The sequence below is a fragment of the Psychrobacter sp. CX21 genome, assembly GCF_057396255.1.
Map to the genome: position 1 here is coordinate 176,409 of NZ_JBXYJG010000004.1, position 22,793 is coordinate 199,201.

19 protein-coding genes are annotated in these 22,793 nt (G+C 38.7%); 10 read left to right on the plus strand and 9 right to left on the minus strand.

Annotation, left to right across the window (positions count from 1 at the left end; all coding sequences use genetic code 11):
- Window positions 1-51: 51 nt before the first annotated feature.
- The 3 genes from dnaB to AC2SLP_RS04185 all read left to right on the plus strand — a co-directional run bounded on the left by dnaB (window position 52) and on the right by AC2SLP_RS04185 (window position 4,019).
- The gene (dnaB, locus tag AC2SLP_RS04175; RefSeq protein ID WP_486535370.1) at window positions 52-1,500 is read left to right on the plus strand and encodes a replicative DNA helicase; all 1,449 of its coding nucleotides are present in this window, start codon (window positions 52-54) and stop codon (window positions 1,498-1,500) included.
- 47 nt (window positions 1,501-1,547) lie between these two features.
- Window positions 1,548-2,594: a threonine aldolase family protein gene (locus AC2SLP_RS04180; RefSeq protein WP_486535371.1), complete on the plus strand. Its 1,047-nt coding sequence runs from the start codon at window positions 1,548-1,550 to the stop codon at window positions 2,592-2,594.
- 621 nt (window positions 2,595-3,215) lie between these two features.
- Window positions 3,216-4,019: an enoyl-CoA hydratase/isomerase family protein gene (locus AC2SLP_RS04185; RefSeq protein WP_486535372.1), complete on the plus strand. Its 804-nt coding sequence runs from the start codon at window positions 3,216-3,218 to the stop codon at window positions 4,017-4,019.
- 331 nt (window positions 4,020-4,350) lie between these two features.
- On the opposite strand, the gene acnB is transcribed toward AC2SLP_RS04185, so the two are convergent.
- Window positions 4,351-6,954, minus strand: a complete 2,604-nt coding sequence (gene acnB, locus AC2SLP_RS04190; RefSeq protein ID WP_486535373.1) for a bifunctional aconitate hydratase 2/2-methylisocitrate dehydratase — start codon at window positions 6,952-6,954, stop codon at window positions 4,351-4,353.
- 896 nt (window positions 6,955-7,850) lie between these two features.
- Between acnB and AC2SLP_RS04195 the strand changes: the two genes are divergently transcribed.
- Complete coding sequence (locus AC2SLP_RS04195; RefSeq protein ID WP_486535374.1) at window positions 7,851-8,243, plus strand: carboxymuconolactone decarboxylase family protein; 393 nt, start codon at window positions 7,851-7,853, stop codon at window positions 8,241-8,243.
- 327 nt (window positions 8,244-8,570) lie between these two features.
- Window positions 8,571-9,614 carry a lipoyl synthase gene (lipA, locus tag AC2SLP_RS04200; protein WP_486535375.1) on the plus strand — a complete coding sequence of 348 codons (1,044 nt, stop codon included), beginning with the start codon at window positions 8,571-8,573 and terminating at the stop codon, window positions 9,612-9,614.
- A gap of 155 nt (window positions 9,615-9,769) precedes the next feature.
- Here lipA and AC2SLP_RS04205 read toward each other — a convergent pair whose 3' ends face one another.
- Genes AC2SLP_RS04205 through AC2SLP_RS04215 form a run of 3 tightly spaced genes read right to left on the minus strand, consistent with a single transcriptional unit; the run spans window position 9,770 to window position 13,572 of the window.
- Window positions 9,770-11,893, minus strand: coding sequence for a TRAP transporter permease (locus tag AC2SLP_RS04205; RefSeq protein ID WP_486535376.1), 2,124 nt, complete (start codon window positions 11,891-11,893; stop codon window positions 9,770-9,772).
- Window positions 11,871-12,446 carry a DUF1850 domain-containing protein gene (locus AC2SLP_RS04210; RefSeq protein ID WP_486535377.1) on the minus strand — a complete coding sequence of 192 codons (576 nt, stop codon included), beginning with the start codon at window positions 12,444-12,446 and terminating at the stop codon, window positions 11,871-11,873. Before AC2SLP_RS04210 ends, AC2SLP_RS04205 begins: the two co-directional genes overlap by 23 nt.
- Window positions 12,447-12,498: 52 nt before the next feature.
- Entirely contained in the window at window positions 12,499-13,572 is a 1,074-nt protein-coding gene (locus AC2SLP_RS04215) for a TAXI family TRAP transporter solute-binding subunit (RefSeq protein ID WP_486535378.1), read from the minus strand.
- Window positions 13,573-13,976: 404 nt separating this feature from the next.
- Between AC2SLP_RS04215 and AC2SLP_RS04220 the strand changes: the two genes are divergently transcribed.
- From AC2SLP_RS04220 to queE, 3 genes are all read left to right on the plus strand, one after another.
- On the plus strand, window positions 13,977-14,894 hold the full coding sequence (locus AC2SLP_RS04220; RefSeq protein ID WP_486535379.1) for an alpha/beta fold hydrolase: 918 nt from the start codon (window positions 13,977-13,979) through the stop codon (window positions 14,892-14,894).
- Window positions 14,895-15,137: 243 nt separating this feature from the next.
- Window positions 15,138-15,959: a 2,3,4,5-tetrahydropyridine-2,6-dicarboxylate N-succinyltransferase gene (gene dapD / locus AC2SLP_RS04225; RefSeq protein WP_486535380.1), complete on the plus strand. Its 822-nt coding sequence runs from the start codon at window positions 15,138-15,140 to the stop codon at window positions 15,957-15,959.
- 118 nt (window positions 15,960-16,077) lie between these two features.
- Entirely contained in the window at window positions 16,078-16,806 is a 729-nt protein-coding gene (gene queE / locus AC2SLP_RS04230) for a 7-carboxy-7-deazaguanine synthase QueE (protein ID WP_486535381.1), read from the plus strand.
- A 2-nt stretch (window positions 16,807-16,808) separates the two neighbouring features.
- Here queE and AC2SLP_RS04235 read toward each other — a convergent pair whose 3' ends face one another.
- The 5 genes from AC2SLP_RS04235 to rplU form a co-directional block, all read right to left on the minus strand.
- Window positions 16,809-17,183: a hypothetical protein gene (locus AC2SLP_RS04235; RefSeq protein ID WP_486535382.1), complete on the minus strand. Its 375-nt coding sequence runs from the start codon at window positions 17,181-17,183 to the stop codon at window positions 16,809-16,811.
- A gap of 39 nt (window positions 17,184-17,222) precedes the next feature.
- Window positions 17,223-17,459: a TetR/AcrR family transcriptional regulator gene (locus AC2SLP_RS04240; RefSeq protein WP_486535383.1), complete on the minus strand. Its 237-nt coding sequence runs from the start codon at window positions 17,457-17,459 to the stop codon at window positions 17,223-17,225.
- A gap of 190 nt (window positions 17,460-17,649) precedes the next feature.
- Window positions 17,650-18,366, minus strand: a complete 717-nt coding sequence (lolA, locus tag AC2SLP_RS04245) for an outer membrane lipoprotein periplasmic chaperone LolA (RefSeq protein ID WP_486535384.1) — start codon at window positions 18,364-18,366, stop codon at window positions 17,650-17,652.
- A gap of 331 nt (window positions 18,367-18,697) precedes the next feature.
- Window positions 18,698-18,955, minus strand: a complete 258-nt coding sequence (rpmA, locus tag AC2SLP_RS04250) for a 50S ribosomal protein L27 (protein ID WP_486535385.1) — start codon at window positions 18,953-18,955, stop codon at window positions 18,698-18,700.
- Between the two features lie 135 nt (window positions 18,956-19,090).
- Window positions 19,091-19,402 carry a 50S ribosomal protein L21 gene (gene rplU / locus AC2SLP_RS04255; RefSeq protein ID WP_486535386.1) on the minus strand — a complete coding sequence of 104 codons (312 nt, stop codon included), beginning with the start codon at window positions 19,400-19,402 and terminating at the stop codon, window positions 19,091-19,093.
- A gap of 653 nt (window positions 19,403-20,055) precedes the next feature.
- Between rplU and AC2SLP_RS04260 the strand changes: the two genes are divergently transcribed.
- Together AC2SLP_RS04260 and AC2SLP_RS04265 are read left to right on the plus strand one after the other, a co-directional pair.
- On the plus strand, window positions 20,056-20,985 hold the full coding sequence (locus AC2SLP_RS04260) for a polyprenyl synthetase family protein (RefSeq protein ID WP_486535425.1): 930 nt from the start codon (window positions 20,056-20,058) through the stop codon (window positions 20,983-20,985).
- A 319-nt stretch (window positions 20,986-21,304) separates the two neighbouring features.
- The gene (locus AC2SLP_RS04265) at window positions 21,305-22,768 is read left to right on the plus strand and encodes an efflux RND transporter periplasmic adaptor subunit (RefSeq protein ID WP_486535387.1); all 1,464 of its coding nucleotides are present in this window, start codon (window positions 21,305-21,307) and stop codon (window positions 22,766-22,768) included.
- Window positions 22,769-22,793: the final 25 nt, after the last annotated feature.

A 22,793-nucleotide genomic window follows, 5' to 3' on the forward strand; every position in this document is an offset into this window, starting at 1 on the left:
AAGTTTTCTTAACGATACTATGATTAAGGTTAAGAATAAGATTATATAACTATGGCAGAAACCAAAAAAAAGTCCAAGAACAACACACAAGACAGTAACAATGATGCAGGATTGACTGACTTACTCAGTCAACAGCCGCCTCATAATATCGACATTGAAAAAGCTTTAATTGCTGCCTTGATGAGCATTGAGGAATCCTTTGATAAAATTTCTGACATCGTATCAAAAGACGATTTTTATGCGGGTCGACATCAGCATATATTTGCTGCAATTACTCATTTAGCGATGGTTGGAGAGCCTTATGATACCATTATGGTTCATGATTGGTTAAGCTCTCAAAAGCTACTTAAAGCGGCAGGCGGCGAAAGCTACTTGGCCGATATTGTAACCCAAAGCCCGGGCACTCTATTTAATCTACAATCCTATGCAGAGCGCGTACGTGAACTGTCGACGTTAAGACAGCTGATTACTACGGGTAATGAGATGTTGGCTTTGGCTTATGACCCTAGAGATCGGGGTGTTAGTGATATTTTAGACACCGTTGAATCAAAAATATTCTCTATTAATGAACAACATAATAAACGTGCTGAACAACGTGGCCCTCGAGAAGTGACTGATGTTATATCCAATGTGGTCGAACAATTAGATGAAATTAAAAACAACCCTGGCGGTCTAATAGGTTTAAGAACCCCGTTTGCTGAGTTAAATAATAAAACTCAAGGACTGCAAGCTGGTGATTTAGTTATTGTGGCAGCACGTCCATCTATGGGTAAAACGACATTTGCGATGAACTTGGCTGAAGGTGTGTTATTCAATGAAGACCTACCAGTTGTTGTATTTTCGATGGAGATGCCTGCGGAATCTATTGTGCTTCGTTTGTTGTCGTCGTGGGGTCAAATTAATCAAACCAATTTGCGTTCAGCACAGATGAATGAAGACGAATGGGCGCGAATGATGAATGCGATAACCCATTTACAAGATAAGCATTTATACATCGATGACAGCACCGCCCTACCCCCCTCTGAGTTACGTTCACGTTGCCGCCGAATTGCTAAAAATCATGATGGCAGATTAGGCATGATTGTTGTCGATTATTTGCAGCTGATGAAAGTCCCTAGCTTAAGTGGTAACCGTGTTGAAGAAATCTCAGAGATTTCTCGAAGTTTAAAAGCCTTAGCGCGTGAGCTAAATTGTCCTGTGGTCGCTTTGTCTCAGCTCAACCGCAGCTTAGAAAACCGTCCCAATAAACGTCCTATCATGTCAGATTTAAGAGAGTCTGGAGCGATTGAGCAGGATGCCGATTTAATCACCTTTATTTATCGCGATGAGGTTTATAACGAAAATTCTGATCTAAAGGGTGTGGCAGAAATTATCATAGGTAAGCAGCGTAACGGCCCTATAGGAACGGTTCGACTCGCCTTTGAAGGTCAATACACACGATTCATAAACCTAACGCCCGATCACTTTATGGCAGATGCCGCCTTTGAGAATGATGAATAAAAAAGTTTAGTCCTAATTAATTAAACCATAAAAGCGAATACTCTCATATGTTTCATTTTTATAATGATTATAGCGAAAGCGCTCATCCCGATGTTATTCAAGCTATTCAATCGACAGGTTTACATCAATATGGCGGATATGGCAATGATGACTACAGTGAGTCTGCGCGGCGCTTAATTAGAAAAGAACTCAAAGACGAAAACACTGCCGTATATTTTTGTACGACAGGAACTTTGACCAATCAAGTTTGTATTGATGCTATGTTATCCCCGATAGACGGTATTATTGCATGTGATACTGGTCATATTGCGGTGAATGAGGCAGGCGCTATTGAAGCCACAGGTCATAAAGTTATTATCGCTGAGTCGACAAACGGTAAATTAACCATTGACGCTATCGAGACGCTTAGGGTACGTCATAGTTTTAAACCACATGTGGTCCGTGCTAAAGCCGTTTATATTTCCAATTCAACAGAACTTGGTACAGTATACAGCTACCAAGAGCTTAAAGCGTTATCGAACTACTGCCGTGAACATGACATGTTATTGTTTATGGACGGTGCTCGCTTAGGTACAGCTATTGCTTATACAACTACTCAAGACAATGAACGAACCGTTACTTTAGCCGACTTTGCAGAACTGACCGATATATTCTGGCTCGGAGGTACCAAAATGGGGGCTTTATTTGGTGAAGTTATAATTATACCCAATCAAAATATTGCTATAGATTTTGATACCTATCTAAAACGTCAGGGCGCTTTAATGGCTAAAGGTTTTTTATTGGGTGTACAATTTGCCACTTTATTAAAAGACAATAAGTATATCGAGCTTTGCATGCATGCAAACAACATGGCCAAAAAACTTGCAAATGGACTCACCAGTTATGGTATTGAACTGTCTGTTCCTACCCATAGCAATCAAGTCTTTGCTATATTAGATACTAATCTCATTGAAAAGCTTGCGTTGGACTTTGGTTTCTATGAGTGGCAACAATTAAATGATGGACGCAGTATTGTTCGACTTGTGACCTCTTGGGCCACTCCAGAACATGAAGTTGATAAATTTCTACGAATCGTGGCAGAAGCCTGCTCTTAAATTCTTCAATGTACTTATTGATTGTGGTGCTTATTGATTGTGGCGCTTATTGTCTTTAGCGCTTAATGAGAAAAGCGCTTATTAATCGTTCAGCCGCTAATTCTTTTAAACATTTTACAATAATTTTAAAGTCTTTAACTAGGGGCTGTATATAATTGATTCATGGAACTGGCAGAGGCTATTTTTTAGGTAATATGCAGGTAAATTTTCGCAGCTTAATCGTTCTAAGTTAGAATAGTAAGTTAGATCCCTTAATTACTAAAAGTCACAATATATTGGCATAAAATATCCCTGCCCCCCACTCGATCACAGCTCTCGCCTTGCGAACGGGCATAGCAATACTTTGCTCGAGAACCGTTCTCAAGGCTGATGCTAAAATTGCCCCAAACGTTGTTGTAAACCTAGCTAAGGTCCAATACGCTTCGGGCATTATCAGCGGTTTACGCCTAGTTTGGAACACAGCTTGGATTAATTGGTAGCTATCAGCAGTCCTAATTAATCAATTCTATACAGCCCCTATATCTACTAAGTTCAAGTGCCAATATGTATTAAAGGTAAACCCCTTGTTTTGATCGATTTATCATATCTTTTATAACTATTTATAATTTAAGGATTTCGCTAATGACCCAATCTCAAGATACCGTGTTATACCAAGTTGAAGATCACATAGCTACCATCACTTTAAATGACCCAAATAGCTTAAATGCGTTTAACACCACTATGAAAAATGGTGTTCTAAAAGTGCTAGATGCGGCAGAAAAAGATGAACAGGTACGAGTGATTATTTTGCAAGGTGCTGGTGGTAACTTCTCTAGCGGTGGCGATATAAAAGAGATGCTATCTGATGGGATTGATAAAGACAAAATTTCTAGCAAATTAGAATCGATGGTAGAAGGCGCAGGAGAGGTAAGTTTAAAACTTCGTAAAATTCACAAACCTATCATTGCAAAACTTGAAGGCGCTGTAGCAGGTGCTGGCATGAACTTAGCATTAACCTGCGATTTTAGAATTTCTACCGATACTGCTAAATATTTACAGGCTTTTGTTCATATTGGTCTTGTACCTGATGCTGGGGGTATTTACTTATTGAACCAACTGGTGGGCGCTGCCAAAACAACTGAGCTTGTGATGCTCGGTGATAAATTTTGTGCTCAAGATATGGCAGATTTAAATATAATAAATCAAGTGGTTACTCAAGATAAGCTCGATGATACTGTACTCACTTTAGCGAAGCGTTTAAGCCGTCTACCAGGCGTTGCATTAGCCACTATGAAACATATGTTAAACACACATGCCTATGCAGGCTTAAATGAAGCTTTAGATATGGAAGTTCATCAGCAAGCTCGGTTAGCAAAAACGGATGACTTTATCGAAGGAGTCTCCGCCTTTGTTGAAAAACGACAACCCGTTTATATTGGCAAATAACTTTGCTATATAACGAGTGAAATAAAGGCTACCCAATGGTAGCTTTTATTTTGGGTATAAATTGATTATCTAAGCCATTCAAATTCAGCCAATCTAAATTATTATATTTTAAACTTATCTTGATAGACTTAATTTATAATATTAATTAAAACAACATATATAATTAAAAAAAACTAAAATGGTTACATCGCAATAAAGTGTAAGTACTAATATAGTAGGGTGAGCGAGGTTAACACCGTAACCGTTTAGTATTTCGCTGACTATAGAAACCAAAAAAGCTCCCGTATATTAATACGAGAGCTATTGTTTATAAGATATTACTTAAATAAAATTAAGCCAATTGCGCCACGTTAATCTTATCCGCTTCTTCAGAATAGGTTTCCATCTGATCGAAGTTCATGTAACGGTATACCTCATCACCCATGCTGTTTAGCATGCCAGCGTATTGCTGATATTCATCATTCGTTGGCAGTTTACCAAGTACGGCAGCAACCGCAGCCAGCTCAGCTGATGCTAAGTAAACATTCGCGCCTTGACCTAAACGGTTCGGGAAGTTACGCGTTGAGGTTGAAACCGCCGTAGAGCCTGGTGCAATACGTGCTTGGTTACCCATACATAGTGAACACCCTGGCATTTCGGTACGTGCGCCAGCTTGAGCATAAACGTTGTAATACCCCTCTTCCATTAACTGGCGTGCATCCATCTTAGTTGGAGGCGCAATCCATAAACGAGTTTTGAGGCTACCCGCAGGTACTTCTTGTAGTAATTTACCCGCTGCACGGAAGTGGCCAATGTTAGTCATACAAGAACCGATAAACACTTCATCAATTTTGTCGCCAGCAACATCAGCTAACGTCTTAGCATCATCTGGATCGTTCGGGCAGCATAATACTGGCTCATTAATCTGACTCATATCGATGGTCATATCAATAGCATACTCAGCGTCTGCATCAGCGCGCATGAGGCTTGGATTCGCTAACCACTCTTTCATTGCTTCAATACGGCGGCTAAGTGTGCGTGCATCACCATAGCCTTCTGAGATCATCCACTTAAGTAGTGTGATGTTTGACTCTAGATACTCTTTAACTGAATCTTCAGATAACGTGATGGTACAGCCAGCAGCACTACGCTCAGCTGAAGCGTCAGACAATTCAAATGCTTGCTCAACAGTTAGATCTTCTAGACCTTCAATCTCTAAGATACGGCCGTTAAATTCGTTGATTTTACCTTTCTTATCAACCGTTAAGTACCCTTCTTTGATCGCTTGTAAAGGAATAGCATGTACTAGATCACGTAAAGTAATACCAGGCTGACGCTCACCAACGAAACGAACACGTACAGACTCAGGCATATCTAGTGGCATAACCCCAGTCGCAGCAGCGAATGCAACCAAACCAGACCCTGCTGGGAATGAGATACCCATTGGGAAACGCGTATGCGAGTCACCACCCGTACCAACCGTATCAGGAAGAAGCATACGGTTCAGCCAGCTATGTATAATACCATCACCAGGACGTAAGCTTACGCCGCCACGGTTCATGATGAAGTCAGGAAGGGTATGCTGAGTCTCAACGTCGACAGGCTTTGGATAAGCAGCTGTGTGACAGAAAGACTGCATGACTAAATCGGCTTGGAAGCCTAGACAAGCTAAATCTTTAAGCTCATCACGAGTCATAGGACCGGTAGTATCTTGAGAACCAACGGTTGTCATCTTAGGCTCACAGTACATCCCTGGACGTACACCTTCCATACCACAAGCTTTACCTACCATCTTCTGAGCTAACGTATAGCCTTTGTCAGATTCTTCAGGCTGCTCAGGCTTAGCAAATACGTCTGAATGCTCTAAACCTAAATAGTCACGTGCACGGTTCGTCAGACCACGGCCTACGATTAAAGGAATACGGCCACCGGCGCGTACTTCGTCTAGAAGCGTTGCAGAGTTCAGTTTGAAAGTAGATAATACTTCATCTGAATCATGCTTAGTGATTTTGCCATCATGTGGATAGATGTCAAACACATCACCCATTTCAATGTTATCAACTTCAACGTCTTCGATAGGTAGCGCACCTGAGTCTTCCATCGTATTAAAGAAGATAGGCGCAATTTTACCACCTAATACAAGACCGCCTGCACGCTTGTTAGGTACATTAGGAATATCATCACCCATTAACCAAAGTACAGAGTTGGTAGCTGACTTACGGCTAGAACCTGTCCCTACTACATCACCAACATAAGCTAGTGGATGGCCTTTTTCTTTAAGCTCATCAATAAGTGTCATAGGACCACGGACACCTTCTTCGTCAGCTTGAATGCCGTCGCGAGAGTTTTTGTGCATGGCTAATGAATGCAGTGGAATATCCGGACGACTCCAAGCATCCTGTGCAGGAGATAAGTCATCAGTATTGGTTTCGCCAGTTACTTTAAACGCAGTATAAGTTGTTATTTTAGGTACTTCTGGACGATTTAAGAACCACTCTGCATCGGCCCAAGATTGAATTACTTCTTTAGCTTTTTGATTACCCGCTTCAGCTTTGTCAGTAACGTCATTGAACGCATCAAATACTAATAATGTCTTTTTAAGCGCTTCAGCAGCATTTTCAGCAACTTCTTCGTCTTCTAAAGCTTCAACTAATGGTAATACGTTATAACCACCTTGCATGGTACCCAAAATATCGACTGCTTTTTGTTTGTCAATAAGAGGTGAGGTTGTTTCGCCTTTTACGATAGCTGCTAAGAAAGCGGCTTTTACATATGCTGCTTGGTCAACACCCGCTGGTACGCGGTTCGCCAATAAGTCCATCAAGAACTCTTCTTCACCCGCTGGAGGATTTTTTAATAGTTCTACCAAATCTGCAGTCTGATGCTCAGATAAAGGTAGTGGTACTGTACCGAGTTCGGCACGTTCTTCAATATGTTTACGATATGCATCTAACACAATAGCGTCCTCTAAATTTAAATGCAGGCTAAGGTAGCTACATTGATAAATCCACTGACCAATCATCTGATTTCAGTGGATTTATGTATTGGCTGCCAGGGCCTTGCAGGTGGGTTTAAATATCCCTACTAATATAGCGTAAAACGCGGCAAAAGTTAATCCTAATAGCGTTATACATTAGTAATAAGGGACTATAATCATCATTTATTATTGAAATACGGTATATGGAAAAGATATGCCTATCTGTTTTATTTTAGATATTATATCTACACCATTTATTAATAGTTTGGCATTAATTGTAATAAGAGTATTAAAGTTCACAATGTTTATTAAATTACTAGGGCTGTATAGAATTGATTCATGGAACTGACAGAGGCTATTTTTTAGGCAATATACTGGGAAATTTTAGACACTTAGTCGTTCTAAGTTAGAACCCTTAATTATTGAATGTCACAATATATTGGCAAAAAATATCCCTGCCCCCCTCTCGAGCACAGCTCTCACCTTGCGAACGGGCAAAGGAGTGCTTTGCTCGAGAACCGTTCTCAAGGCTGATGCTAAAATTGCCCCAAACGTTGTTGTAAACCTATCTAAGGTCCAATACGCTTCAGTCATTATCGTCGATTAACGCCTAGTTTGGAACACAGCTTGGATTAATTGGTAGCTGTCAGCAGTCCTAATTAAGCAATTCTATACAGCCCCTAATATAATTATGATAAATTAGTGTTTTTATTGATTTGAAACAGAGTTTTAAGATATAAATTTATACGTAGCTTGATGGTGCTGAACATCAGTATTGTCAATTTTATAACGTGTGAATATATAAAACGTTCATAATATTTAAGCACTTTATACGTTAAAGTTAAATTATAATCACTATATTAGGATAACCACGTATGTCAAAAAACGATAAATATAATAAAGGCCTTAAAGTTCGTACCGAAGTTATGGGCGAGGCGCATGTCCAGCGTTCATTAGATGCTGCCACCTCTTTTACCCAGCCTTTACAAGACTGGATTATTGAACACGCATGGGGAACGACGTGGCAGGATGACTCAATATTACCTCGTAAATATCGATCTTTAATAACATTAGGGTTTTTAATTGCTCAAAAAAGTCCAAATGAATTAAAAGGTCATATTAGAGGTGCTATTAACAATGGCGCTTCTGTAGAAGAGATACGTGAAGTCTTAATGCACAGCTTGCTGTATTGCGGGGCGCCTACTACTCAAGAAGCTTTTAGGGCCGCTATTGAAGTGTTTGAAGAAATGGAAATAAATTATAAATAGTTGATTATAATTACTTACATCACCTTCAACTCTTGACGTAGGCTGTGACTTTAGCCCAGCAATATGAAAAAAAATTTTAATTTTCTGGCCTAAAGTCATAGCCTACAAGGCAGTTTAAAAAGTTGTGAATGGGTTAATTACTTATTCAGAACTAGTCGTTCATAAGAATTAGATCAAAAGCGAAATTGGATCTGCACTGAGCATCAGACGCTTGTGCACGAATATGACTTTAAAACATCGATACTCTGATATAATACAATAATTATTTATTATCGAATGATCGATTCAAAACCCTTATTTAATAACGGTTTAAGAGATAAGTTTATTATGACTGTAATAGTACAAACTCATGTACCGTCACTGAAGCCAAAGCCAAAAAAAGCGGTGAAAGGTGAGAAACTACGCGGCTATGATAAGGTTGCACGTATTCCTATCAAAGTTATTCCTACAGAAAAGGCTAAAAAGAAGCCTGATTGGATTCGCGTTAAGATGTCATCTCCTGCCGAGGTCGATCGCATCAAAAAGACACTGCGTAAACAAAAACTATATACCGTGTGTGAAGAAGCCGCCTGCCCCAACCTACCTCAGTGTTTCGGTGATGGTACGGCTACCTTTATGATTATGGGTGATATATGTACACGCCGTTGCCCGTTTTGTGATGTGGCACATGGCCGACCAAACAACCTTGATCCTGATGAGCCACGTCATACCGCAGAAACAATCTTAGGCCTAGGTCTTAAGTATGCGGTTATCACCTCAGTTGATCGCGATGATTTAAAAGATGGTGGTGCTCAACATTTTGTTGAGGTTATCAATGAATCAAAAGCTTTAAGCCCAAACTGTTTGATAGAAATCCTTGTTCCTGATTTTAGAGGACGTATGGAGGTGGCTTTAGATTTATTAACTGAGACACCACCAGATGTGTTTAACCATAATATCGAAACGGTGCCTCGTTTATATAAAGCGTTTCGCCCTGGTTCGGATTATCAACATTCACTCGATCTGCTTAAAAAGTACAAAGCACGTCGTCCCGATATCGCAACTAAGTGCGGCTTTATGGTGGGACTTGGTGAAACTGAAGAAGAGGTCTATGCTTTACTTGATGACTTAAAAGCACATGATGTTGATATGATCACCATTGGTCAATATTTACAACCTAGTAAAAACCATGCTCCAGTTGAGCGTTATGTGCACCCCGATGAGTTCCAGCGTTATATGGATTATGGAAAAGAGATAGGCTTCTTTAGTATATGGGCAGGACCGATGGTACGCTCAAGTTACTTTGCAGATCGTCAATACTATGGTGAAGACTGCCCTACGCCTATTCGCAGTAAAAAGGCTTTAGAAGCTGAAGGTAAGCTTGGTTGTTAATAAAAACCATAATTATGAAATAAAGTCAAAAGGAGACCTAATAACTAGGTCTCCTTTTTAAGTTTGAACTATTAACTTGCTATTAAAACAATTAACTTGTTATTAAAATAGAACCTATTTAGATTCAACACAGAATTTAGCTTTATAGTTTAACTTTATAGTGTAGAAACTTGTACCGGTTTTTTATTTGATTTATTGGCAGTGATATTTAAAATCACTATACCTAGTACAATTATTCCACCTACCACATCGGTCATCAGCTCAGGATAAATAAGCAACAAGGCGCCCACTCCTAATATAATACGAGTGACAGCATTCATTGGACCTTTAAAATAGCCTTCAACCGCAGCACTTAGCCCTATTACACCAGTTACTGAAGTGAATACCACAGTAATAATGTCTAATATAGGTGGCAAAGGGAATTCTTTAGCGGTTACTGCCAATCCTACTGGATCAATCATCAACATGGTTGGATTATAAATAAACATAAACGGCACGATAAACCCAGCCAAAGCTAATCTTAGAGATTGAAAACCAGTTTTCATCGGGTCACCACCAGCTATCCCTGCTCCAGCAAAGGCTGCTAAACAAACAGGTGGGGTTATATTGGCAAATATACCAAAATAAAACACAAACATATGTGCTGATAGAATAGGAATATCAAAACCAGCCAGTGCCGGTGCTGCCATAGTCGCAGTGATGATATAGGCTGGAATAGAAGGTAATCCCATACCAAGTACCATTGAAGCCAGCATTGTTAATATAAGGGTTAGCAATAACGAGCCGGCCCCTAGGGTCACTATTGATGAAGTCATTACTGTACCAAAACTGGTCAAACTCACCACACCAATGATAATACCCACCACCGCACACGCTGCCATTACCGCCAGCGATTGACGCGTTCCGTCTTCTAAAGCGCCAAGTACATCCGTGAAGCTCATGCGCGTTTCTTTTTTAATCATACTGATTAAAACCGTAAACCCGATGGTGTAAGCCGCAGCAAAACCAACTGGTACCGATTTGGCTAATAACGTTACCAAAAAGATAATGGGTAATAGCATATGCCCGCGCGCGCGCATCACTTCTTTTAACTGTGGCAGGCTATCTTTAGCAATACCTTTTAGGTCGCGTCTACCCGCTCTAAAATGAACTTGTGCAATCACTCCTAAGTAATAAAGCACAGCTGGTAATAAAGCCGCCAAAGCAATGGTACTGTATTTAACGCCTGTGGTTTCGGCCATAATAAAAGCACTGGCACCCATAATAGGAGGTAGTACCTGCCCGCCTACGGAAGCGCTTGCCTCCACTGCACCAGCAAAATTTTTGTGGTAACCCACCTTTTTCATTAAAGGAATAGTGAACGCACCCGTACCCACGACATTAGCAACCGCAGCACCGTTGATACTACCCATAAAGCCACTGGAAATCACCGCAACTTTTGCAGGCCCACCTTGTTTGTGCCCAGCTAACGCAAGCGCTAAATCGTTAAAAAGTTGCCCCATACCTGAACGTGATAAAAATGCGCCAAAAAGAATGAATAGGAAGATAAACGTTACCGACGCCCCAATGGCTGTAGAGTATAATCCTTCAGTTTTAAGATAAAGCTGCCCAAAAATATCACCCATATCATACGGTCTGGTCAGTAATCTATCCGGCATAAAGTCGAGATGACTAAAAAATGGATATGCTAAAAATACCAATGCAAATAATGGCAATATAAACCCAGTGATACGTCTTGTACCTTCCAATACACAAAGTACGGTAATTATAGAAAATACAATGTCTAATGTATTGGGTATGCCGCCGCGAATCGTAACAATGTTTTGATACTCCATCATTAAATACACAACACCTGACAAGGACATCAAGAACCAAATCCAGTCATAGAAAGCCACCTTTAAACGTGATGCTTTTTTAGTAGCAGGATAAATCAGGAAGATAAGCCCGAAACCAACGCCTACGTGTATAGCACGCTGTAACAAAGCAGGCATGGGGTTAAAAGTAATGTATAAATGAAAAATTGCGTATAAGATCGCTATCGCCGCAATCAACCAACTTACCTTTTTATTTTTAAGATGCCTTGTAATCGACTCGCGATCGAACTTCTCTAGTATTTTCTGCTGCTGCTCTGCGGTAGGTGCATCTTCATCAATAACATCAACATTAGGCAACTCATCATAGGGTGGAATAGCTGCTCCTGGTGCTGGAATAGCGCTGGTGGGTATACTAGATGTTGCGGGATTATTTATGCCTCCGCTACTTGGGCGGGATGTACTCATAACAAGATTCCTGTCGTCTTAGATTCCATAGGTTGAGCTTCCGTATTGCTATATAAATGTTGGTATAACCGTCTACCCATTTATAAATAGGTAAACTGTCGAAGGTGTCATTATTGTGGTTAAGTATTATTTGCGCTTTAATATTGCTTGATATCATCCAGTTCAAATATGGCAATGTCGTATTGATTGAATAATGGGTATATTGAGGGTATTTACCGTCTGGCCTACCTATTGTCCCGGTAGATGGTGTACCCGCACCAAAGGTTTCAAAATAGGTATCTGTTAATAGGAGCTGATCACCCTGCTTTTTATAACTCTCAATCCACCACTGTTTTTCAACCGAGTGCATCCATTTAATTTCAAAATCATCTTCAAGTAGGCACTGATAATTGTTAAAACTCACCGTTACAACGCTATGAGGTATCAAAAACCAGTAACTAACCAAATAAATTAGCAAGCCCAAAGCTAATAGGCTTATTATCAAAGTCTTTACAAATAAAAAGCGACCAGCATGGTGGTGTTGCCAGTGCTGATCGCGGTTATTTAATATCATTAAGATTAACTTTCTCGATAAACGATTGCTAATTGCCGATTGCCATAGCTATCTATTTAGCATTTTGCTCATCGTAATAGCGCTTAGCACCTGGATGAATCGGCGCGACCAATCCTTGTTGCGCAGTTTCTAGACTAATGCCAGCCGCTGCTTGGTGTGCCGTTTTAAGCTTATCTTGACTATCAAAAAACGTTTTTGTGAGCTTATACACATCATCTTTTGACAAATCTGAGCTAACAACAAACGCATTCATAATCGCGGCAGTGGGTATGGCTGTCTCATTACCGTAAGTGCCGGCAGGAATTTCTTTAGCCGTAAAATAAGTTTGATCTTGAGCGATTTCGTTCACTTTAGCAGGATCAATACTAACCAATTGTAGATCAAAACCTTGCTCTAGTTCCATTAATGAAGAGTTGGGTAAACCACTGGTTAAAAACGCTGCGTCTAATTTGCCAGATTTTAGAGCGTCTGCTGCTTCAGCATAACCCAAATAATCTACTTTAACATCCTCATAGCTCATGCCAAAGCCTTTAAGCAAGTTGCGTGCATTAACTTCAACTCCTGAGTTCTGAGCTCCAACTGCAATGCGCTTGCCACGTAAGTCTTCAAAGTTGGTAATGCCTGAATCTTTCGAGGTTACGATTTGAACATAGTTAGGATATAAAGCTGCGATTTGCTGCACCTTAGTAATGGGTGCAGTAAAGTTATTCTGGCCTTTAACAGCATCGTTTACTACATCGCTCATGGCAAATGCCATTTCGACCTTACCTTGATTGATAAGATTCATGTTTTCCACTGATGCGCCTGTGGTCTGAGTCTTGGAGTTTACGCCATAGGTTTGATTAAAAGCTTCGGTTAGTGAGGTGCCTATAATATTATAAGGACCTGAAGCACCGCCTGTCGCTAGTGTTGCAAATTTGGTCTCAAGCTTATCAGTTGCCACCGTTTCAGTTCCACTTTCAGTGTCAGTGCCTTTAACCGTTTCTTCAGGCGTATCACCTTCAGTTACTGCATCAGTACTATTATCAGAACAAGCGGTTAAGCCCATAGTTGTTAATAAAATCAGCGAAGCTAACCCTATTTTATGCGAGTTAATTGCGGTATGGAGTGTAGACAAAGCTGTCATATTTATATCCCTATAAAAATTAAAAGTAGGCTTAAGAATTAAGTACTGTTAGTATTAAGTTGATAATGATCTATATTTAGATCAATAAATAAGGTTACAATTTAGATAACCATAATATTTATAACATAAAATACTAATAACTTATAGAATTTTGTTAATTCTTCTTACTTTTATGTGACTGTTTAATGCATAGCCGTATATAACTTTCTATATCTAAAATAGGGTTCAACATATAATTATTTGCTTATAAAATATGACTTGAACTATTGATATATTGTTATGTACAGCTTTATGACTATTTAATTGCTACCATATTTTATAATACGCTCATTGAATTTATTTAGGTTTAAACATAAGATTCTCATAATCAATTATATTTAAAAAATACTCTTTAAAGGATTTCTATGGCTAAGTCTATATTCTCATCTGATAAAATTCACACGCTGCATCACACCTTATTTAAACCAAGCGGCGATACAAAAGCAACTTTATTAATAGTTCATGGGATGATGGAGCATGGGGGTAGATATACCGATTTTGCTGAGTATTTATCAAATATAGGCATTGCGGTTTTAACCTACGATATATTAGGCCATGGGCGTAGTATTAGAAATAGTGATGACTTAGGTTATTTTACGCCGGCGCATCCCGCCCAAACTCTTCTTAAAGACACTATTATCATGGCGAACGTTTTGAAACGCCACTATCCAAAGACCCCACATTTTATAATGGGTCATTCAATGGGCTCTTTCATTGTGCGTAATGTGCTACAAGTTCATAGTCACGATTTTGCAGGTGCCATATTAATGGGTAGTAGTGACTATGATCCTTTATTAAATGCGTTAAGGCCTTTAAGTAAGGTTTTAAACAAGTTTCAACCTAAACGTCATAATGCCGCCTTCTCAAATATCATGAATAAGATATTGAATGCCAAACTCACCGATAAGAAAATGGATTCTGAATATGCTTGGTTATGTAAAAATCCAGAAGCTATAGAAGCCTATATAAAAGATCCCCTTTGTGGTTTTGATTTTACAAATAATGGGTTTTACACATTATTTGAACTTATGGAGACAGGCTTATCTAAAAACTGGGCTTCTACTATAGAGCATGACTTCCCTATGCTGTTTATTAGCGGTGAAAATGACCCCGTTGGCAACATGGGTAAAGGAATAAGAAAAGTGACGTCAAGCTTAGAAAAGCAAGATTTCAAAAATATAGATCAAATACTATATCCTCTAATGCGTCATGAACCTTTGCATGAAAAGGAATATGAAACTGTCTATGCAGACTTATCTAACTGGATAAATACTAACTCCTAACTCCTAGTATCAAATATAGTCCACTCGAATAAGTTGCTAATTTTGATGAAATTAGCGACAATACTCTACGTCAAATTACTAGAATATTGCACGCTTTTATAATCTTTAAATAACATATACTAAATCTAAAAATTATTATATCAATGAGAACGAGTGCGAACGCTATAAGTAGTAGGTTCAGCGAGTTTGATAAAGACAGATTATTTTTATGAGTTGGTATAAATTGAATAAATGGATAATATTATGTCATTAGAACAAATCATTGAACAAGCTTTCGAAAAACGTGCTGAATTTAGCCCTAGTTCTATGCCTCAAGATGTAAAAGATGCCGTAAATACCGTTTTAGAACAACTTGATAACGGGTCTCTTCGCGTTGCTGAAAAGAAAGATGGCGAGTGGTCCGTAAATCAGTGGGCTAAAAAAGCTGTCTTATTATCTTTTCGTATGAATGATAACTATCCGATGCCAAGCTGTGAGCATCTACAATTTTATGACAAAGTACCGACTAAATTTTCAAATTGGACTGAGCAGCAGTTTGTAGCAGCTGGCGTCCGAGTCGTACCCCCTGCAGTAGCGCGCCGTGGATCATTCATTGCTAAAGGTGTGGTACTAATGCCAAGCTATACCAATATTGGTGCATATGTTGATGAAGGTACGATGGTTGATACTTGGGCTACAGTAGGCTCGTGCGCGCAAATTGGTAAGAATGTTCACTTATCAGGCGGTGTTGGTATTGGTGGCGTATTAGAGCCTTTGCAAGCTAACCCTACGATTATTGAGGACAACTGCTTTATTGGAGCGCGTTCTGAAATTGTTGAAGGTGTCATTGTTGAAGAAGGCTCAGTTATTTCTATGGGCGTTTATATTGGTCAATCTACTAAGATTTATGATCGTGAAACTGGAGAAATACACTATGGCCGTGTACCCGCTGGTTCAGTGGTCGTGTCTGGTAGTCTTCCTGCCAAAGATGGTTCACATAGCCTATATTGCGCGGTAATTGTTAAGAAAGTTGATGCACAAACCCGTTCAAAAACCAGCATCAACGAATTATTACGTTTAGCTTAGACTTTAATTCAGTCTAACCCATAATTAGCTTTACTTTTGTTAATACAAAACTATCAGACGATTTAATAAGGTGCTTAGAATGCTTCTAAGCACCTTTATTCATTTAGAGCAAATTATTATGACTCCAAATAAACCACTACGTAGCCCCAGTATTCCGGTTACTGACCCTGAAGCTGGTTTACGCATGACTGAGATTTTTTATTCGCTTCAAGGAGAAGCATTAACATCTGGGCTACCCACAATCTTTGTTAGATTAACAGGGTGTCCTTTACGCTGTGTGTATTGTGACACAACCTACTCTTTTGTCGGTGGCGAGCGACTATCACTGGATACAATCATACATGAGATTGCCCAATATCCTTGTAAACGTGTCTGTGTTACCGGCGGAGAGCCTCTAGCGCAGCCTAATTGTATAGCTCTAATTAAGAGGTTGCTTGAAGACGGTTATGAAATATCATTAGAGACCGCTGGTGCTCTATCTGTTGCGGATGTACCAAAAGCTGTTAGCAAAGTTATGGATATAAAGACACCTAGTAGTGGCGAAGTCGATAAAAACCTTTGGTCAAATCTTGAATATTTGACAGACCATGATCAATTAAAATTTGTGATTATGAATCGCAGTGATTATGAATGGTCCGAACAAAAGCTTAAAGAATATGAACTTGATAAATTAGTAGGAACCGTATGGTTTTCACCTATGTTTAATGTAGATGAGAATATAGAACAGACTGTAAAAGTACCCAATTTAGCACGTGAATTAGCAGAATGGATACTCGAAGATGCACTGCCTGTAAGGTTACAATTGCAGCTGCATAAAATCATATGGGCAGATGCGAAGGGTAAATAAAATTAATTGATATTCTTTGTTCCGAATATCGACATCACATAATCAATATGCTGCTCTATTACTTTATCGCAGTAAGGGTCTTTACCAGATATACGGTAGAATTGAGGTGCATAAATAAAGATAGAATTGACGGCTCCAATAAAGATATAGCGTATATGAATACTGTCACCTTTAGGCATAAGTCCATATTTTTGAGCAAGTTTAAGCAGATTTAATTCCGATCGGGCATTTGGGCCAATATAATTGTCTGTAAACCAATTTATGCGGTCAGGATTTCCTTGATTGGCTTGAATCATAAATCGATAGAAGTACGGATAGTGAGCACTAAACTCTATATAATGTTGAATAAGTTCACGAATGAGTATACGTTCATCCACATCGCCTATCTGCTTACGCCGTTTATCAGATTCCGATATTTAAGTATCAAAAATAACCTTAGCCGATGCTTTCCATAGGTCCAATTTACTGCCGAAGTGATGCGTAATTAACGTATGATTAACATCAGCCTTAGCAGCTATCGAACGCGCGGAGACACCGTCATAACAAGAAGATGAAAACTCTTCAATAGCTACGGTAAGTATCTTACTTTTGGTTTCTTTAGTTCGCTCCTGCTCGGCGCGTTTAGAACTATTAACTTTGAGGGTAGCTATCATAGTTTTCTCGTTTTAAATAAAGTTAATTAATACCATCTCTTATCATTTAAAAACATAATTATTAATCAAGCAATTCATAAGTATTTATTAATTAATATTATATACTAAAAAACCCAAGCTTTAAGCTTGGGTTAATTTTAGATTAAGATATATTATATTAAATAATAACACGACTATTAAGCTATCTATATTATTGGTTTATTACATCTACATCAGCTGGCGGTGTAAAGCTAAATTGGCTACTAGGGATGCTAGTATTTAACCTAACATTGTTAAAATTAATAGAAGTAACTTGTCCTAACGAATCATTCAATACCATCATCACCGGCTTACCGCCATTGAAACTAACCGCTAAACTCTTAAAATTACTTGCGTTAGATTTTGGATATAAGACATAATAGTTCTTATTTTTATTAGGCTGAGTTATTTTAAAGTTCTGTGAAATCTTTGAAGGTTCACCTGATAAAAGTAATGCTGGCGTATTGCCTAGCTGTTGACTTGCGTTTTGACGCGTCACTTGCTCTAAGTCTTTGTCATATACCCATAGATCATTACCATTAGTGACGATTAACTGTTCAAATGGTGACGTTATATTCCAGCGAAAGTTATTTGGACGTTTCAAACTTACTTTGCCTGAAAAAGTACCATTTTTTGCAGTTAGCCCGCTTCTACCACCACCTTCACCCTTAGTGGTTTGAGTGAAATTAGCGGTCATACTTCTCGTATTCTTGAGTAATGCATTCAACCGTTTAGCGGCTGTTAAGTTGTCAGCGGCTGTAGTAGCTTGTGCTGCTTGAGACATGGTCATAACTGGCATACTAAAAATCAAAGCGCCAGATAGCGCAGTGCCCATTAATTTCTTCAGTAGTGGTTTCATTTTATTATTTTGGTTGATATTTATTTGCATATTATTTACCTATCGTTAATTAATATCAGTCAATTGAATTGATAACTTGAACGCTAGTTTGCCAGTTCTTTTCTTACGTGACTAGAAGATAATTGCAAAAATAACTTCTGTTATGTTACGCAGTTTAATTTTGATTAGATATTATCTTAAATCTATTGCATGTTCGCGACTAATATATAGCTGCCAACCTTGTTTAAGTATTAAATAAGCATATAAAAAAACCCTGATAGACAATATCAGGGTTTTGGTATCTATATATCAACATATACATCAAAATCAGAATTAAAGTTATTTATTAATATAAATATCTTGAATTTGATTTGACCGTTGTTTAAGCTTCTTGGATAGAAACATAACGACGGTTGAATTTACCTTTAGTGTCAAACTTAACAACACCATCAGTTAGTGCGAATAAAGTATGGTCACGACCCATACCTACGCCTTCGCCGGCATGAAATTCAGTACCACGTTGACGAACGATAATGTTTCCAGCAACAACATCTTGACCACCAAATACTTTTACACCAAGCATTTTAGGGTTAGAGTCACGACCGTTACGAGTTGAACCTGCGGCTTTTTTATGTGCCATGAGAAATCTCCTTATTGAGACTAATATATAAAAACTTTAAGTATTAAGACGATGAATAATAGGCTATTAATCAATAACTGTAAATTGATAAATGTAAATCAACTCTCTTAATATTTGAAAAGAACTATTTAGCTATTAAACATTAATCGCTTTGATTTTAAGAAGCGTATACCACTGACGGTGGCCTTGCTCTTTATGATAATGCTTACGGCGCTTATGCTTAACGATACGGATTTTCTTACCACGGCCGTGCTCTACTACTTCAGCTTCAACGCTAGCACCTTCAACAACTGGCTGACCGATCTTATAATCATCGCCATCTACAACCATTAATACATCTTCGATTTTAATGGTCTCGCCTTCTTCAGCTTTAAGAAGCTCAACTTTTAGTAGTTCATCAACATTTACACGATGCTGCTTACCACCACTTTTAATAACTGCGTACATCTTATGACTCCATTTAACCCGTGTGACGTGGTTATTATCTGCTCAAATAAAGCTCAAATAACGCTTCAGCGTATCGCTTGAACGACGATCACTACAGGGAAAGTTACAGGAAAATTTTCTATACAATTAAAATTCAAGATTAAGCGAATTCAAGGCTTTGTAAATTCAAGAGGGTAATTTAAACTTAATAAATTAAGACAGGTGTTTGATAAATGACACCCAAATAAATTAAGCTAATAACTACGAAGAAATCACAACAATTTAAACTCGCTATGTATAGAAGCTTTACGTTAAATATGAAGACGGAATTTTACGCATTTATTGATGTAATTGCAAGCCCTGTCTATAAAATAAACCTATGCTAGAATAATTCAAAAACCTAATTTAGGTTTGGTGATATAAATTTTTTATACAGCTACCATATTTGGTTTAGAATATTAGATGCTATTTGCTATTTAAACGATTTATCAACGTAATAATTTTCATCTTTATACTAAAATCGCAATTCTACTATAGATGACTCGAAATATGAGATGACTCGAAATATGACCTCTAAAACTTCTACAGAACTGAATGATTTAATTAAAAATAACGCCACCACTCATATCGAATACGCTGATATTCAAAACATCGTTGCAGAAGATTTCGATATTATGGATAAACAAGTATTTGGCAGTTTAAACTCCAAAGTTAAGCTTGTTATGAGCGTGTCGCAACATGTAATTAATGCTGGTGGCAAGCGAATGCGGCCCCTTATTACCTTGTTATGTTCACGTCTATGTCAAGATGAGCAATCCAGAGACACTATGCATTTGGCTGCTATTACTGAAATGCTACATACAGCCACACTCGTTCACGATGACGTTATTGATGAATCGGGCTTAAGACGAGGTCGTCCTACTGCGAATGCAACATGGGATAACCCAACGGCTGTATTAGTGGGTGATTATCTTATAGCACGTGCATTTAATCTACTGGTAGGTTTTGAAAGTTTACCCTTGCTTAAATTATTTTCAGATGGAACGTGTGATATTGCAGAAGGTGAAGTTTTACAGCTTCAACATCAGCATAATCCGGAAGCAACAGAAGAGGATTACATGCGTATCATAGATGGTAAAACATCTCGTTTATTCATGATGGCTACTTGTGGTGTTGCTATTTTGCAAAATAAAAAGGAATTTATAAAACCTTTTAGTGATTTTGGTCAGCACTTTGGTAACGCATTCCAGATTATAGATGATGTCCTTGATTATAGCGGTGATAGTGAGGTTATGGGAAAAAACCTTGGCGACGATTTGGCTGAAGGCAAGCCTACTTTACCTACCATTGTGGCACTTAAAATATTAAAAGATAGCGATGAAGATAATTATAACCTACTTCGTATCGCTGTTCAGACAGGTAAGGTTGGAGATCCTCAAAAACTAATTAGTTTGGTAAAAGACTCTGGGGCTTTAGAATACTGCCGTAAGCGCGCTTTAGAAGAGACGCGTCTGGCACAACAAGCGTTAACAGCTTTGCCTGACAATCAATACCGTTTAGGGTTATGGCAGCTCACACAATTAGCGACCAATCGATTAGTTTAAATTATTCGCTTTAAACAAAATTACTTATAAAAAAAATTACTTATAGTAAATTGGCATATTGGCTATACGTCTATTAAGCATCGATTTAAGCTTAATCAACTAAATCATATTTTATACCGCGTTTATATGAAGTTTTCACAACCAATCAATTAGAACCTCGTGCAAAATATTACAATTTCGAAACAATTAAAAAAATCCCTATCACTGATTTTTAACTGCTAAATAGGTGATAATAAATATATCTTTTCTACAAGCTAAATTATCAAATATCCCTACTTATTAAACTGCTTGTGTTGACCCAATTATTAAGGTTTATTAAATGAATCACTCTCCCCTTTTTTTAGCTTTAAGCTTGGCTGTATCCAGCATTTTGTTGCAAGGTTGTGATAAAAAGGAAGATGAAGCTTCAGCGGCTGCCGCTCAACAACAAATGCCTCCTGCTACTGTCAACGTAATTACTGCGCAGTTTCAAACAGTCCCTTTAATAAAAGAGTTTTCTGGTAGAACACACGCTTATCAACAAGCTGATGTTCGTCCACAAGCAACAGGCGTCGTCGATGAGATATTGTATCGTGAAGGAAGTATGGTCAATAAAAATCAGCCTTTATATCGATTAAGCGTCGATAACTATCAAGCTGGTCAAGCTGCGGCGCAAGCAGCTGTTCAACAAGCTATGGCTAATGTCAATACAGCGAGGGCCAGTTACAATAATGCGCTGGCTAATTTAGAGTCTCAAAAGGCACAGCTGGAACAAGCGCGTGCTGATGTTCAAAGATTAGAGCCTTTGGTTGGAATGAAAGCTATTTCACAACAGCAGTTTGAGCAAGCGATAACCAATTTTAAAACTGCGCAAGCTGCTTTTGCTAGCTCACAAGCAGCTGTTGAACAAGCTAAAGCAAATATTGCAAGCTCACAAGCTGCTGTTGAGACTGCTAGAGCTCAATTATCAGGCAGTCAATTAGATTTAAACCGTACCATCGTGCGCGCACCTATTAGCGGTAAAACAGACCGTTCAAATGTTACGGTCGGTGCTTTAGTGAATGCTAACCAAGCCGAGCCTTTAGTAACAATATCTAAACTAAATCCTATTTATGTCGATATTAGCCAATCCTCTTCAGACTTGTTAAAACTTAAACAACAACAAGCTTCAGGTAAGCTTGATGCAGGTAGCAGCACCGTAGAGCTTATACTTGAAGATGGCAGTACGTATCCGGTGCGCGGTCAATTATCTTTGGCTGAAGCTAAGGTTGATGAAGATAGCGGCGCTGTGACATTAAGAGCTATATTCAAAAATGATAACTATATATTACTACCCGGTATGTACGTAAAAGCTAAAATAATTCAAGGATTGATTAACAATGCTGTTCTCTTACCCCAAAGCGCTCTGATACGTACTCCTAAAGGTGAGACTCAAGTCTATGTAGTTGATAACGAAAATAAGATACAAGTACGAGATGTTGAGGTTAATGGAACTTATAAAGGGGACTGGGTTGTCACTGATGGATTGAATGCTGGCGAAAAAATTGTGGCGATAGGTGGCTCAAAAGTGCAGCCTGATCAAGAGGTAGTTGTTAAACCGCTTCCAGTGCCTAACCAACCTAACAGATCCGCTTCACAAGCAGCATCTAAAGGGCCTTATGCCCCGCCTTCTCAGCAGAATGAGTCTCAACAGTTAGCTCCACAACAGGCATCTCCTCAACAAGCATCTCCTCAACAGTTAGGGTCCGAAGACCAGGCTGAACAAAGTCCTGCAAATCAAGAACAAGCTCAGACTGCGCAATAATTCAAGAATAGGCATACTAGGAAAT

Coding starts and splice junctions, on each gene's coding strand:
- AC2SLP_RS04180 (WP_486535371.1), top strand. CDS start 1,548: ATGTTTCATTTTTATAATGATTATAGCGAAAGCGCTCATCCCGATGTT.
- dnaB (WP_486535370.1), top strand. CDS start 52: ATGGCAGAAACCAAAAAAAAGTCCAAGAACAACACACAAGACAGTAAC.
- AC2SLP_RS04220 (WP_486535379.1), top strand. CDS start 13,977: ATGGCTAAGTCTATATTCTCATCTGATAAAATTCACACGCTGCATCAC.
- AC2SLP_RS04260 (WP_486535425.1), top strand. CDS start 20,056: ATGGATAAACAAGTATTTGGCAGTTTAAACTCCAAAGTTAAGCTTGTT.
- rpmA (WP_486535385.1), bottom strand. CDS start 18,955: ATGGCACATAAAAAAGCCGCAGGTTCAACTCGTAACGGTCGTGACTCT.
- AC2SLP_RS04240 (WP_486535383.1), bottom strand. CDS start 17,459: ATGATAGCTACCCTCAAAGTTAATAGTTCTAAACGCGCCGAGCAGGAG.
- AC2SLP_RS04210 (WP_486535377.1), bottom strand. CDS start 12,446: ATGATATTAAATAACCGCGATCAGCACTGGCAACACCACCATGCTGGT.
- lolA (WP_486535384.1), bottom strand. CDS start 18,366: ATGCAAATAAATATCAACCAAAATAATAAAATGAAACCACTACTGAAG.
- queE (WP_486535381.1), top strand. CDS start 16,078: ATGACTCCAAATAAACCACTACGTAGCCCCAGTATTCCGGTTACTGAC.
- AC2SLP_RS04205 (WP_486535376.1), bottom strand. CDS start 11,893: ATGAGTACATCCCGCCCAAGTAGCGGAGGCATAAATAATCCCGCAACA.
- lipA (WP_486535375.1), top strand. CDS start 8,571: ATGACTGTAATAGTACAAACTCATGTACCGTCACTGAAGCCAAAGCCA.
- AC2SLP_RS04185 (WP_486535372.1), top strand. CDS start 3,216: ATGACCCAATCTCAAGATACCGTGTTATACCAAGTTGAAGATCACATA.
- AC2SLP_RS04195 (WP_486535374.1), top strand. CDS start 7,851: ATGTCAAAAAACGATAAATATAATAAAGGCCTTAAAGTTCGTACCGAA.
- rplU (WP_486535386.1), bottom strand. CDS start 19,402: ATGTACGCAGTTATTAAAAGTGGTGGTAAGCAGCATCGTGTAAATGTT.
- AC2SLP_RS04215 (WP_486535378.1), bottom strand. CDS start 13,572: ATGACAGCTTTGTCTACACTCCATACCGCAATTAACTCGCATAAAATA.
- AC2SLP_RS04265 (WP_486535387.1), top strand. CDS start 21,305: ATGAATCACTCTCCCCTTTTTTTAGCTTTAAGCTTGGCTGTATCCAGC.
- dapD (WP_486535380.1), top strand. CDS start 15,138: ATGTCATTAGAACAAATCATTGAACAAGCTTTCGAAAAACGTGCTGAA.